General features: G+C 61.7%; 12 protein-coding genes. 1 reads left to right on the top strand and 11 read right to left on the bottom strand.

The window, feature by feature from the left end:
* Nucleotides 1-31: 31 nt before the first annotated feature.
* The 7 genes from purU to FGF54_RS22580 all read right to left on the bottom strand — a co-directional run bounded on the left by purU (nt 32) and on the right by FGF54_RS22580 (nt 8,815).
* On the bottom strand, nt 32-916 hold the full coding sequence (gene purU / locus FGF54_RS22610; protein ID WP_142781213.1) for a formyltetrahydrofolate deformylase: 885 nt from the start codon (nt 914-916) through the stop codon (nt 32-34).
* A 21-nt stretch (nt 917-937) separates the two neighbouring features.
* Nucleotides 938-2,332 carry an L-serine ammonia-lyase gene (locus FGF54_RS22605; protein ID WP_142781212.1) on the bottom strand — a complete coding sequence of 465 codons (1,395 nt, stop codon included), beginning with the start codon at nt 2,330-2,332 and terminating at the stop codon, nt 938-940.
* The gene (gene glyA, locus FGF54_RS22600; protein ID WP_142781211.1) at nt 2,333-3,601 is read right to left on the bottom strand and encodes a serine hydroxymethyltransferase; all 1,269 of its coding nucleotides are present in this window, start codon (nt 3,599-3,601) and stop codon (nt 2,333-2,335) included.
* A gap of 17 nt (nt 3,602-3,618) precedes the next feature.
* Complete coding sequence (soxG, locus tag FGF54_RS22595) at nt 3,619-4,173, bottom strand: sarcosine oxidase subunit gamma family protein (RefSeq protein WP_168208217.1); 555 nt, start codon at nt 4,171-4,173, stop codon at nt 3,619-3,621.
* A 13-nt stretch (nt 4,174-4,186) separates the two neighbouring features.
* The gene (locus FGF54_RS22590) at nt 4,187-7,177 is read right to left on the bottom strand and encodes a sarcosine oxidase subunit alpha (protein WP_142781209.1); all 2,991 of its coding nucleotides are present in this window, start codon (nt 7,175-7,177) and stop codon (nt 4,187-4,189) included.
* Nucleotides 7,174-7,494, bottom strand: a complete 321-nt coding sequence (locus tag FGF54_RS22585) for a sarcosine oxidase subunit delta (RefSeq protein ID WP_080853706.1) — start codon at nt 7,492-7,494, stop codon at nt 7,174-7,176. The genes FGF54_RS22590 and FGF54_RS22585 overlap by 4 nt, the downstream gene beginning before the upstream one ends.
* Before the next feature lie 67 nt (nt 7,495-7,561).
* Nucleotides 7,562-8,815, bottom strand: coding sequence for a sarcosine oxidase subunit beta family protein (locus tag FGF54_RS22580; protein WP_142781208.1), 1,254 nt, complete (start codon nt 8,813-8,815; stop codon nt 7,562-7,564).
* A 146-nt stretch (nt 8,816-8,961) separates the two neighbouring features.
* Here FGF54_RS22580 and FGF54_RS22575 point away from each other — a divergent pair, with 146 nt between their 5' ends.
* Nucleotides 8,962-10,008, top strand: a complete 1,047-nt coding sequence (locus tag FGF54_RS22575; RefSeq protein ID WP_168208216.1) for a GlxA family transcriptional regulator — start codon at nt 8,962-8,964, stop codon at nt 10,006-10,008.
* Nucleotides 10,009-10,024: 16 nt separating this feature from the next.
* Here FGF54_RS22575 and FGF54_RS22570 read toward each other — a convergent pair whose 3' ends face one another.
* Genes FGF54_RS22570 through FGF54_RS22555 form a run of 4 tightly spaced genes read right to left on the bottom strand, consistent with a single transcriptional unit; the run spans nt 10,025 to nt 13,589 of the window.
* Nucleotides 10,025-10,357, bottom strand: coding sequence for a cytochrome C oxidase subunit IV family protein (locus FGF54_RS22570; RefSeq protein ID WP_142781206.1), 333 nt, complete (start codon nt 10,355-10,357; stop codon nt 10,025-10,027).
* A 14-nt stretch (nt 10,358-10,371) separates the two neighbouring features.
* Nucleotides 10,372-11,097, bottom strand: a complete 726-nt coding sequence (locus tag FGF54_RS22565) for a heme-copper oxidase subunit III family protein (RefSeq protein ID WP_142781205.1) — start codon at nt 11,095-11,097, stop codon at nt 10,372-10,374.
* 12 nt (nt 11,098-11,109) lie between these two features.
* On the bottom strand, nt 11,110-11,814 hold the full coding sequence (locus FGF54_RS22560) for a cytochrome c oxidase subunit 3 (RefSeq protein ID WP_142781204.1): 705 nt from the start codon (nt 11,812-11,814) through the stop codon (nt 11,110-11,112).
* Nucleotides 11,811-13,589, bottom strand: coding sequence for a cytochrome c oxidase subunit I (locus FGF54_RS22555; protein WP_080853716.1), 1,779 nt, complete (start codon nt 13,587-13,589; stop codon nt 11,811-11,813). Before FGF54_RS22555 ends, FGF54_RS22560 begins: the two co-directional genes overlap by 4 nt.
* Between the last annotated feature and the right edge of the window lie 7 nt (nt 13,590-13,596).

Below are 13,596 nucleotides of genomic sequence, written 5' to 3'. Positions count from 1 at the left end.
ACGCAAATCGCGATTCCGCAAGAGCCCGAATTCAGCCCATGCGTTCGGACACATGTTCTCCGGGAGACGCGGGAAAGACGACCGTCCTGTTTCCGTTCAGGAAGACCCGGTGATGAATATGGGCGTGGATGGCCCGCGCAAGCACCTGGCTTTCCACATCCCGGCCGAGGCTGACATAATCCATCGCGCTCTGGGCATGGGTCACGCGGATCGTATCCTGCTCGATGATCGGCCCTTCATCGAGATCGGCGGTGACGTAGTGGGCGGTCGCACCGATCAGCCGCACGCCGCGCTCATAGGCCTGTTTGTAAGGGTTGGCGCCCTTGAAAGACGGCAGGAAAGAATGGTGGATATTGATGATACGACCCGACATTTCCTGACACAGCCGGTCCGACAGGACCTGCATGTAGCGCGCCAGCACCACGAGCTCCGCTCCGGTATCCTGCACCACCTGCAGGATCGCGGCTTCCGCCTCGGGCTTCGTTTCCGGCGTGACACGAATGTGATGAAAGGGAATATCCTCGTTCACCACCTGCTTCTGATAGTCCAGATGATTGGAGATCACGGCGACGATCTCGACCGGCAGCGCGCCGATGCGGGAGCGATAGAGCAGATCGTTCAGGCAATGACCGAAGCGCGAGACCATGATGACGACCTTCGTCTTTCGCGAAAGGTCGTGAATGTCATAATCCATATCGAATTCGGCCGCGACGGGACCGAAGCCGTCAAGCAGTGCATCGCGTCCCGATCCCTGTTCGGAAACGAAGCTCAACCGCATGAAGAAGCGGCCCGTCTCCTGATCGGTAAATTGCGAACTGTCGTTGATGTTGCAGCCGGACCGGGCGAGATAACCGGAGACGGCGGCGACGATGCCGCTGCGCGCCGGGCACGCGACTTTCATGATATAGGTGGTCAAATCCTGCTCCCCCTTGATGGATCAGCACTCCGGCAGGTTGACGGCGATGCCGCCCTGCGAGGTTTCCTTGTATTTCACATGCATGTCGCGGCCGGTCTCACGCATCACGGTGATGCAATTGTCGAGCGGCATGAAATGGGTGCCGTCGCCGCGTAGCGAAAGGCTGGCCGCCGAGACGGCCTTGATGGCGCCCAGCGCATTGCGTTCGATGCAGGGAACCTGAACGAGCCCGGCCGCCGGATCGCAGGTCATGCCGAGATGATGCTCCAGTGCGATTTCAGCGGCGTTTTCCACCTGCGCATTGCTGCCGCCCAGAACCGCGCAAAGCCCGGCCGCCGCCATGGCCGCCGCCGAACCGACCTCGCCCTGGCAGCCGACTTCCGCCCCCGAAATCGAGGCATTGTGCTTGATGAGACCGCCGATTGCCGCCGCCACCAGCAGAAGGTCGCGGATGCCTACGCGGTGCGCACCGACGCAATGGTCGAGATAATAGCGCGCCACCGCCGGCACCACGCCCGCAGCACCATTGGTGGGAGAAGTGACGACGCGCCCGCCGGCGGCGTTTTCCTCATTCACCGCCATGGCGTAGACGCTCATCCAGTCATTGGCCTGATGCGGCTGGGTAAGGTTCAGCCCGCGTTCCGATTGCAATTGCGCATGGATAGCCTTCGCCCGGCGCTTCACTTTCAACCCGCCGGGCAGAATGCCCTCCTGCGTCAGGCCCCGCTCGATGCAGCTTTCCATCACCTCCCAGACGCGGTCCAGCCTCGCATCCAGTTCCGGCCCGTAAACAACCTCTTCATTCGCCCGCTTCATCTGAGCGATGGTCTTTCCCGATGCACGGCCCATGCGCAGCATTTCCGCCGCCGAGCTGAAAGGATAGGGCACCGGCTGCTGCTTGCCGGCGCTCAATCCCCCGGCCGACCTTTGCAGCTCCGTTTCGGTGACGACGAAGCCGCCGCCAATCGAATAATAGACCTCCCGGTGATAGGTGTTTCCCTGACGGTCGCAGGCAATGAGGACCAGCCCGTTGGCGTGGCCGGGAAGCGGCGGGCCATAATCGAAGACCAGATCCCTGTCCGGATCGAACCGCAGCGCCGGCAGCCCCTCGGGCTCGACGAGGCCGGTCCTGCGGACCTCCGCCTCGATCTCCTCCACCCGGTCCGGATCGAGCGTATCGGGTTTCAGCCCGCACAAGCCGAGAATTACCGCGCGATCCGTCGCATGGCCCTTGCCGGTGAAGGCGAGTGAGCCATGCAGGCTCGCCCGCAGGCCGAACAGGTCTCCGGCCCCCGGGAACTTGTCACCGCCGCGCAGATCGTCAAGAAACCGGGCGGCAGCGACCATGGGTCCCATCGTATGAGAGGACGATGGGCCGATGCCGATCTTGAATATATCGAAGACCGACAGGAACATTTACGAACCGTAGATCGGGAAGGCGTCGCAAAGCGCTGCAACCTGCGCCCGCACGTCGGCCTCGATTGCGGCGTCACCCTCGGCATTCGCCGCCAGCGCATCGATGACACGCAGGATCAGCGCACCGATCTGTTCGAATTCGGCGACGCCAAAGCCGCGCGTGGTGCCGGCGGAGCTGCCGAGCCGGATACCCGAAGTGACGAAGGGCTTTTCCGGATCGTTGGGAATGGCGTTCTTGTTGCAGGTGAGCCCCGCCCGCTCCAGCGCGATTTCGGCGATCTTTCCGGTCACGCCTTTCGGGCGCAGATCGACCAGCACCATATGGCTGTCGGTTCCGCCAGAGACGATCCCGAGACCGCCCTTCGTCAGCACATTTGCCAGCGCCTGCGCATTGGCGATGACCTGACCGGCGTAATCCGCGAAGTCCGGGCGCAGCGCCTCGCCGAAAGCCACGGCCTTGGCGGCGATGACATGCATCAGCGGACCGCCCTGATTGCCGGGGAAGACCGCCGAATTGAGCTTTTTGGCGAGATCGGCGTCATTGGTGAGGATAACGCCGCCGCGCGGGCCGCGCAGGGTCTTGTGGGTGGTGGAGGTGACGACATGGGCGTGCGGCACGGGGTTCGGATATTTGCCGCCGGCGATCAGCCCGGCATAGTGGGCCATATCGACCATCAGATAAGCGCCGACTTCATCGGCTATTCTGCGGAAGCCGGCGAAATCAATCTGACGCGGATAGGCCGATGCGCCCGCCACGATCAGCTTCGGTTTCGTCTCCAGCGCCTTTGCCCGCACCTTCTCCATATCGATCAGATGGGTTTCGGCGTCGACCTCATAGGAGACGACATCGAACCACTTGCCGGACATGGTGACCGGCGAACCGTGCGTCAGGTGGCCGCCATGGGCCAGCGAAAGCCCCATGATCCGGTCGCCGGGCTGAAGCAGCGCCAGAAACACCGCCTGATTGGCCTGCGCGCCGGAATGCGGCTGCACATTGGCGAATTCCGCGCCGAAGAGCTGCTTCAGCCGGTCGATGGCGACCGCCTCGACCTTGTCGACGAATTCGCAGCCGCCGTAATAGCGCTTGCCGGGATAACCTTCGGCATATTTGTTGGTCAGCACCGAGCCTTGCGCCGCCAGAACATCGGCGGAGACGATGTTTTCCGAAGCGATCAGCTCGATCTGCGTCTTCTGGCGATCGAGTTCCTCGGCGATGGCGTCGGCGATCACCGTGTCCGAAACGGTATTGTGCGACAGTCGGTTGAGCATTGTTTCCTCCTTCGAGATCAGGCGATGTCCGCCGCAAGTTCCTTGCAGCCGGTTTCAAGCAGATGGCCAAGATGCGATACGAAACTGTTCCAGATATCCATGCGGAAACGGTTTTCCGCATCGCGCCAGAGCACCACGCTGACGCCGTCGAAAATCGTCCGGCGTCCCTCGCCGACGGCAATCGTGTCGATGTCGCGGGCGCAGCCCAGCGTCAGCAATTCGGCAGCCTGCGGACCTTCGATCAGGAGCGTCACTTCTCGTCCGGAAATATCAACGAGACTATGCGGATGGCTGGCGTAAACGCCTGCGCAGGCGGCGATCAGCCCGTCGACCGCGCTCATAGGTGCAAGCACGGTCCATTCGTCGGGGCCAAGGCGCAGGACCTCGATGTCGCCTGAAGCGGCGCGGAGGCCGATCCGGTCGGGCAAGGTCAGGCCAAGGGCGGCGTTGAGCGGGGCGAGATCGCCGCGCGCCCGCAGCGACAGCCGCGCCTGCGCGGCCAGAATGCTGACCCGGGCTGCTTTGCTCTCGGCCAGCGTGCCGGGAACGGGGGAGGAAACGCGCATGTTCATTGTCATCTCCAGGTCAAATCTTCAGGCGGGTGTTTTCGGGATCGACAAAGACCATCCCGGTGATTTTCGCGGCAATGGTGCGGTCCAGCATCGGAATATAGACGGTCTCGCCCATCCGCTCATGACCGTCTTCCACCAGAGCCAGCGCAATCGGCTGGCCTGCGGCATCCGAGTGATAGGACGACGTGACGTGACCCACCATTTTCATCGGGATCGGCTGTTTCGGATCGAAGACGATCTGCGCCCCCTCTTCCAGCTTCGAGCGGTCCTCAGTCAGAAGACCGACGAGGTGACGGCGGCCCTTGGCGACGAGATCGGGGCGGGCAAGACCGCGCTTGCCTACGAAATCGGGCTTGTTCTTGCCCACGGCCCAGCCCATCGCCGCATCATAGGGCGTAACCGTGCCATCGGTGTCCTGGCCGACGATGATGTACCCCTTTTCGGCGCGCAGCACATGCATGGTTTCCGTGCCGTAAGGCGTGATGCCATATTGCTGGCCGGCCTCCCACAGGATTTCCCACAGCTTGCGACCGAGCGGCGCTGGCACATTGACCTCAAAGCCGATCTCGCCGGTGAAGCTGACGCGGAACAGCCGCGCCGGCATGCCGGCCACCGTGCATTCCACGCAGGACATATGCGGGAAAGCCTCTTCCGTCAGTTCGACACCTTCCACCAGCGGCGCGAGCAGCTTTGCCGCGTTCGGGCCGTTCAGCGCAATGGTCGACCACTGTTCGGTGGTCGAGGTCAGCCAGACATTGAGATCCGGCCATTCGGTCTGGAGGTAGTCCTCCATCATGTTCAGCACGCGGGCGGCGCCGCCTGTCGTGGTGGTGACGTGGAATCGGTCCTCGGTCATGCGGCCGATGACGCCATCGTCGCGAATGAAGCCGTCATCGCCGAGCAGCAGGCCATAACGGCAGCGGCCGGCGGCAAGCTTCGTCCAGGGATTGGTATACATGCGGTTCATGAACTCGACCGCATCGGGACCGACAACCTCGATCTTGCCGAGCGTCGAGGCATCGAAAATACCAACGCTCTGGCGCACCGCCCGGCATTCACGGCTGACCGCCGCATCCATGTCTTCGCCCGGCTTCGGGAAATACCAGGCGCGACGCCATTGCCCGACCGGCTCATAAACCGCGCCGTGCTCCTCAGCCCAACCGTCGATCTGCGTCTTGCGCGTCACTTCGAAATGCGCGCCGCGGTGATAACCCGCAAACGCTCCGAAGGTCGTCGGCGTATAGGGCGGACGGAAGGTGGTCAGTCCCACCTGCGGCTGGCGCTTGCCCAGCGCTTCCGCCGCGATGTTGAGACCGTTGATGTTGGACATCTTGCCCTGATCGGTCGCCATGCCGTTGGTGGTGTAGCGCTTGACATGCTCGATGGAGCGCATGCCCTCACGCACGGCGAGCCGCAGATCCTTGGCCGTCACGTCGTTCTGGTAGTCCACGAAGGCCTTGGCCTTGCCGGCATCGCGGTCGCTCGGCAGTTCCGTGTGCGAGACGCCGCTGCCGGTACGGTCATGTTCCACCACATGGCTGAAAGCATTGGCAGTCTTGCCGAGTGCGGCGGCAACTTCGCGACCCCGCTCCGCACCGTCCTTCAGCGCCGCCTCGATGCCCCACAGCCCTCGCCCGGCGCCGGCAATCACGCAATCCTCGTTAGTGAGGGCAGGAAGGAACGTAGTCCGCTCGTCGTCCCAGGCGATCTTGCCCTGCGTATGGGAGAAGAGATGCAGCGACGGCGTCCAGCCGCCCGACATCAGCACGGCATCACATGCAATTTCCTGTCCCGCACCGACCGACGCGCCACTAACCGCATTGACCCGGACGGACTTGACCTGCAGCCGGCCCGAGGTCGCCGTGACCGTATGCGACAGCTTGACCGGAATGCCGAGCGCGCGCGCTTCGTTCACCAGTTCTTCCCGCACCTTGGCGCGGGTATCGACAATGGCCTGAACACGCGCGCCCGCACCGTGAAGATCGAAGGCCGCATACCAGGCGCTGTCATGGCTCGTCACCACCACCGGCCGGTTGCCGACCTTGACGCCGTAGCGGTTGAGATAGGTCTGGGCAGCGCCCGCCAGCATCACGCCCGGCCGGTCGTTGCCGTGGAAGACCAGCGGCTTTTCCAGCGCGCCCTGCGCCAGCACCACCTGGCGCGCCCGAACGCGCCACAGGCGTTCGCGCGGCACATCCTTCGGTACGGTCTCGAGATGGTCGGTCAGCTTTTCGCAAAGGCCGATCATGTTCTGGTGGTAATAGGCAATCGCCGTCGTGCGGGTCATGACCCTGACGCCGTGCTCCTTCAGCGCCTTCAGCTCATCCGCCAGCCAGTTCCATGCGGGCTTGCCGTCGATCTTCGCCTGCGGCTCCGACAGCAGCGTGCCACCGGCTTCGGCATTTTCATCAACCAGCACGACCTTCAGACCATCGACCGCCGCTGCGCGCGCTGCCGCAAGACCGGCAGGACCGGCGCCGACGATCAGCACATCGCAATGCAGGTTGCGCGAGGCATAAGTGTCGGGGTCCTCCTCCGTCGGCGAAACGCCGAGACCCGCAGCCGCGCGGATGAAAGGCTCGTAGACCTTGTTCCAGAAGCTCTTCGGCCACATGAATGTCTTGTAATAGAAACCCGCCGAAAACAGCATATAGGCCATGTCGTTGACCGCGCCGATATCGAATTTCAGGCTCGGATATTTGTTCTGCGAGGTGGTTTCCAGCCCGTTCCAGATTTCCTGCACCGTGGCGCGGGTGTTCGGCTCGAAACGTCCGACGCCGCGGCGGGTGCCGATCAGCGCATTCGGCTCCTCGGAACCCGCCGCCACCGGGCCGCGCGGGCGGTGGTATTTGAACGAGCGGCCCATCAGATGCACGCCATTGGCGAGAAGTGCGGAGGCGACCGTATCGCCCTTCACACCGCGATAGGTCTTGCCGTCGAAGGTGAAGCTCACGGAGCGGGCGGCATCCACACGGCCACGGCCGGAAACGCGATAGGAGTTCATTTCGACACCTCGGAACTGGCTGGTGCACGGGTCAGGGAAGAAAGTTCAGGACGCGGCTCGCCCGCCCGATAGGTCGTGAGGAAACGGTCGCTCACCGTGTCGCGCACGGCGTTGAAGAAGCGGCCGCATCCATGCAGGTGCCGCCAGCGCTCGAAATGTGGACCTTTCACGTTTTCGCGGATGAACAGGAATTCTTCCCATTGCTCATCGGTCTGCGACGAGGGATCGGCGGCGCGGCTAATATGGGCCTGCCCGGCATAGGTGAATTCGGCTTCCGGCAGTGTTTCGTTGCAATAGGGGCAGCGGATCAAAAGCATCGTCGTATCCTCAGAGCATTTCCAGTAAAAAAGCGAAGCGGTTTTACGTCCGGAAAATGCGTGGAAATTAATGCGCCACAGCAGCGGCGGCGGCCTCGTCGATCAGGCGGCCGGAACGGAAGCGCTCCAGCGTGAACGGCGCGTTGATCGGGTGCGGTTCGTCTTTGGCGATGGTCCAGGCGAAGGTATGCGCAGCGCCGGGCGTGGCCTTGAAACCGCCCGTACCCCAGCCGCAATTGACGTAAAGCCCGTCAACCGGCGTCTTGCCGAGAATGGCCGAGCGATCCGGCGTCACATCGACGATGCCGCCCCATTTACGCAGCATCCGCATGCGGTTGAAGATCGGGAAGATTTCGACGATGGCCGCGATGGTATGCTCGATCAGCGGCAGGCCGCCGCGCTGCGAATAGGACGTATATTGGTCCGTACCCGAACCGATCACCAGCTCGCCCTTGTCGGACTGGCTGATATAGGCGTGGACCGCGTTCGACATCACCACGCAGGGGAAGATCGGCTTGATCGGCTCCGACACCAGCGCCTGCAACGGATAGCTTTCGAGCGGCAGACGCACGCCGGCCGTGTCCATGACGACCGAGGTGTGGCCGGCAGCCGAAACCGCGACCTTCTTCGCCTTGATGAAGCCCCTCGCCGTCTCGACGCCCGCGACGGAGCCGTCGGCATTGCGGCGAACGGCCGTGACCGGGCAGTTCTGGATGATATCGACACCACGGGCAGCAGCCCCGCGCGCATAACCCCAGGCGACAGCATCGTGGCGGGCCGTGCCAGCCCGCTCCTGAAGCGCGCCGCCCATGACCGGGTAACGCGCATTCGGCGCAATGCTGAGCGGCGGGCAATAGTCCTTGCACTCTTCCGGGGTGAGCCAGCGATTGTCCACACCATTCAAACGGTTGGAATGGATGTGACGCTTGAAGCTCTGCACATCGTGCACATTATGCGCCAGCATCAGCACGCCGCGCCTTGAATACATGACGTTGTAGTTCAATTCCTGGCTCAAGTTCTCCCACAGATCGACGGCGTGATCGTAAAGACGCGCGCTCTCGTCATAGAGATAGTTCGAGCGGATGATCGTGGTGTTGCGGCCGGTATTGCCGCCGCCGAGCCAGCCCTTGTCGATGACGGCGACATTGGTGATGCCGTGCTGGCTGGCCAGATAATAGGCAGCGCCCAGACCATGGCCGCCGGCGCCGACGATGACCACGTCATATTCGGCTTTCGGCTGACTGTCGGGCCATTGCTCGTCCCAGTTCTTGTGGCCGGTCAGGGCATTCCGCAAAAGATTGAAGGCATTAAAACGCGTCATGAGCGGACCCGATGGTTGGAAAATCTCGTGTCGTAAAAGCTGGAGCATTTCCAGCCGAAGCGATCTCGCTTCGGCGTCGGACAATGCGGCACAAAAAAAGGGTAGAGCATTTGCCGCGCCCCGGCTGGACAATCGCGTCTGTTTGCATGAATATTTGCGTCATGACCTCACACCGCGCCAGAAAACGCCTCAGCGTCGCGTTCCTGCTTGCCGACCGCTTCACGCTGTCGGCCTTTGCGAATTTCGTCGATGTGCTGCGCCTTGCAGCCGATGAGGCGGACCGTTCGCGGCCTATATTGTGCGAATGGTCGGTGCTTTCGGCGACCATGAGCAGCGTGCAGTCGAGCTGCGGCGTGAAGGTGCAGCCGGATACGCGGCTGATGGACGCCGGGCACTACGACTATATCGTCGTTGTCGGCGGCTTGATCAGCGATCACAGCGCCCTGCCGCAGGAGGCGCTGCGCTTCCTGAAAGAGCGGGCGGCGGCCGGCGTTCCCATTGTCGGGCTATGCACCGGCGTTTTCATCCTGCACGAGACCGGCCTGCTCGACGGTTATCGCTGCTGTGTGAGCTGGTTCCACCATCAGGATTTTCTCGACCGTTTCGATACGGTACAGATGATCTCAGACCAGATCTTCGTCATCGACCGCGACCGGCTGACCTGTTCCGGCGGCCACGGCGCCGCGCATCTGGCAGCCTTCCTCGTCGAGCGTCATGTCGGCCAGTCCGCCGCCATCAAGAGCCTCAACATCATGATGATCGACAGCGCGCTGAGCGGCGAAAAGCCTCAACCCGGCCAGCAGAGCGCGCGCAAGGCCAACGATCCCCTCGTCAAAAAAGCAATCCTGCGGATGCAGCAGAATATCGAGGTTCCGAGAACCGTGCTGGAACTGGCGAATGATCTCGGCCTTGGCCGCCGCAGCCTCGAACGGCGTTTCCTGAACGACCTGGGCGCAACGCCTTCCAAGGTCTATCTCGAACTGCGGCTGGATCGCGCTTTGTCGCTGCTGCGCACGACGCGTGACACCATCACCCAGATTGCGCTCGCCACCGGTTTTTGCGATGCGCCGCACCTTTCCCGCACGCTACGAGCCGAGCGCGGTTTCACTCCCAGCGAATATCGCAAGACTCAGGCCGGCCACGTCGCAACCGACGAGGAATTCGCTGTCGGCGTGCTGCTTCCACAATCCTGAAAATCTTGCCTCGGTTCTAGGAACCGGCGCCCATGAAGGTCATCCGGGTAAGAGCCGTATAGCTGGATTCCGAGGCCATCAGGGCTGCGAAGACGAGCACGAGAACCGGCGGAAGCAGGATGGCGTAGATCAGGACCAGCCGTTCCCAAGCCATGTGCATGAAAATCGCCATGATCAGCCCCGCCTTCAGGATCATGAACAGGATGATCAGGGACCATCTCGGATAGCTCTGAATGCCGAGATAATCGACCATATAGGAGAAGGCGCTGAGGACGAAAAGCAGTCCCCAGACCACCATGTAAAGTCTTATCGGATGCTGCTGTCCCTGTTGTGACTGTTGCTGTGCCATGATGCCATCCTCACTCACCACAGATAGAAGAATGCGAAGATAAAGACCCACACCAGATCCACGAAGTGCCAGTAAAGCCCGGTTATCTCGACGATCTCGTATTGGCCCTTGCGGCTGGTGAAGAACCCCCGCCTTTCCTCATCGAAATCTCCCCGCCACACCTTGCGCGCGACGATGAGAAGAAACAGGACGCCGATGGAAACATGGGTGCCGTGAAAGCCCGTGATCATGAAGAAAGCCGAACCGAACTGCGCCGCACCCCACGGGTTTTCCCAGGGGCGAACGCCCTCTGCGATCAGCTTGCTCCATTCGAATGCCTGCATTCCCACGAATGTCGCGCCAAGCGCTGCCGTCGCCACCATCAGCGCGGCGGTTTTGCGACGGTCGCGGCGATAGGCGAAGTTGACGGCCATGGCCATTGTGCCGCTGCTGCTGATGAGAACAAAGGTCATGATGGCAATCAGGATCAGCGGAATGTGCCTGCCGGCAATCGTGAGCGCGAAAACCTCGCTAGGATTGGGCCAGGCCGCGGTGGCCGACATGCGCGCCGCCATATAGGCCAGCAGGAAACAGCCGAAAATGAAGATATCGCTCAGGATGAATATCCACATCATCGCCTTGCCCCAGGAGACGTTCTTGAACGCCCGCTGGTCCGATGACAGATCGGCCGCAACGCCGCGCAATCCCGCCGGCCGCAGATGCGGATCACTTACCTGTCTTTCCTCCATGGATGCGGCCATGATCGACACTCCTCAGGTGACCAATTGACGGCAGAGATCGACGAAACTATTCGCCCAGCCGGCGAAAAGCGCAAAAAGGACCAGCCAGACGACCAGCATGAAATGCCAGTAGATGGCGCACAGCTCCACACTCAGGCGCATTCTTGCCGACAAAGGCTCGCTCCGGGCACGGATTGCGGTGCGTCCAAGCACGAAGAGCCCGCCCACTATATGCAGGCCGTGCAGGCCGGTGATCATGTAGAAGAAGCTGTTCGATGGGTTATCCGCCAGAATATAGCCTGCGGAGACGAGTTGCCGCCATGCCAGGAATTGACCGGCGACAAAGAAAACAGCCGTCGCAAAGGCTGTCACAAGAGCCGCATTCAGCCTGTCGCGACGATCTGGACGGATTTCGGTTTTCGCCCATTGCAGCGCAAGACTGCTGGCGGCAAGCGCCGCGGTGTTCACCCATAACAGTCCGGGGATCGGGATACCCCACCAGTCGGCGCCGCCCATGCGGCCGAGATAGGCGCTGATGAGCAAGGTGAACAAGGCACCGACAACCGCCAGAAATATCCCAAGTCCGACTTTCGCAATCGTCGCCGACGATCCCTGCATCTGCGGCGCATCGCCTGCCAGACCGACTTCCAGCCAGGGCTTCGAGGCCAGCCGCTGCCGCGCCATCCACCAGCCGATGATGCCGGCGATCCCGGCCATGAAGACGAGGATGGCGCTCATGACAGGACCCTTTCGGACGGCCCGGCCGCAGCCGGCTGGTTTTGCGGGAGGAAGTCCTCAGCCGCGCCGGGCACGCTGTAATCATACGGCCAGCGATAAACGACCGGTAACTCCTTGCCCCAGTTGCCATGAACCGGCGGGGTCTGCGGCGTCTGCCATTCCAGTGTCGTGGCCCGCCACGGATTGCCGACCGCCTTTTTGCCCCAGCGCAGGCTCCATTCGAGATTGAACACGAACAGCAGTTGAGCCGCACCGACGATCAGCGCGGCCACGGTGATGAATATGTTCAACGTGTGCGCCGAATCTGGAATGAAGGCGGTTTCGCCCAGCTCGTAATAGCGGCGCGGCACGCCCATCAGCCCGAGATAATGCATCGGGAAGAAGATGGCATAGGCACCGAGAAAGGTGATCCAGAAATGGACGTGCCCCATCGCCTCGTTCAGCATCCGGCCTGTGACTTTAGGATACCAGTGGTGGATCGCACCGAAGATCACCATGATCGGCGCGACCCCCATCACCATATGAAAATGGGCAACCACGAACATCGTATCCGAAAGCGGCACATCGACGACGACATTGCCGAGGAAGAGACCGGTCAATCCGCCATTGATGAATGTGACGATGAAGGCGAGCGCAAACAGCATCGGCAGGGTGAGATGGATATCGCCGCGCCAGAGCGTCAGCACCCAGTTATAGACCTTGATCGCCGTCGGCACGGCGATGATCAGCGTCGTGGTTGCGAAAAAGAACCCGAAATTCGGGTTCATGCCGCTGACATACATATGATGCGCCCAGACGACGAAGCTCAGCGCCGCGATGATGACGATCGCCCAGACCATCATGCGGTAGCCGAAAATATTCTTGCGCGCATGGGTGCTGATCAGATCCGAGACGATGCCGAAGGCGGGAAGTGCGACGATATAGACTTCCGGATGGCCGAAGAACCAGAACAGGTGCTGGAACAGGATGGGACTGCCGCCCTCCTGCTTCAATTGTTCGCCCATCTCCACGATGGCCGGCATGAAGAAGCTCGTGCCGAGCAGACGGTCGAACAACATCATGACGGCGGCGACGAAGAGCGCCGGGAAAGCGAGCAGCGCCATGGCGGTCGCCGTGAATATGCCCCATATCGTCAATGGCATGCGCATCAGCGTCATGCCCCGCGTGCGTCCCTGCAGCACGGTGACGACGTAATTCAGCCCGCCCAAAGTAAAGCCGATGATGAACAGGATCAGCGATGACAGCATCAGGATGATGCCCCAGTCGCGCCCGCCCGGCGTTCCAGAAAGAAGCGCCTGCGGCGGATAGAGCGTCCAGCCGGCGCCCGTCGGCCCGCCGGGTGCGAAGAAACCGGCCACCAGCACAAGGACGGCGGAGAGGTAGAGCCAGTAGCTCAGCATATTGGCATAGGGGAACACCATGTCGCGCGCGCCGAGCATCAGCGGGATCAGGTAGTTGCCGAAACCGCCGAGAAACAGCGCGGTGAGCAGGTAAATCACCATGATCATGCCATGCATGGTGATGAACTGATAATAATGCTCCGCATCGATGAAGGAGAAATAGCCCGGAAAACCGAGCTGCAGGCGCATCAGCCAGGAAAGCACCAGCGCCACCATGCCGATTGCGATGGCTGTCAGGAAATATTGAATGGCAATGATCTTGGCATCCTGGCTGAAGACATATTTCGTCCACCAGCTTTTCGGGTGATAAAGCTCGACGTCCTCGACTTCAGCGGGCTGAATGACCTGCCCGGCGCCGGATCCAATCTCGACCATGTTCCAA

Source organism: Agrobacterium sp. T29, from assembly GCF_006970545.1.
Taxonomy (GTDB): domain Bacteria; phylum Pseudomonadota; class Alphaproteobacteria; order Rhizobiales; family Rhizobiaceae; genus Agrobacterium; species Agrobacterium leguminum.
This window is presented reverse-complemented; position numbering and strand designations above follow the sequence as displayed.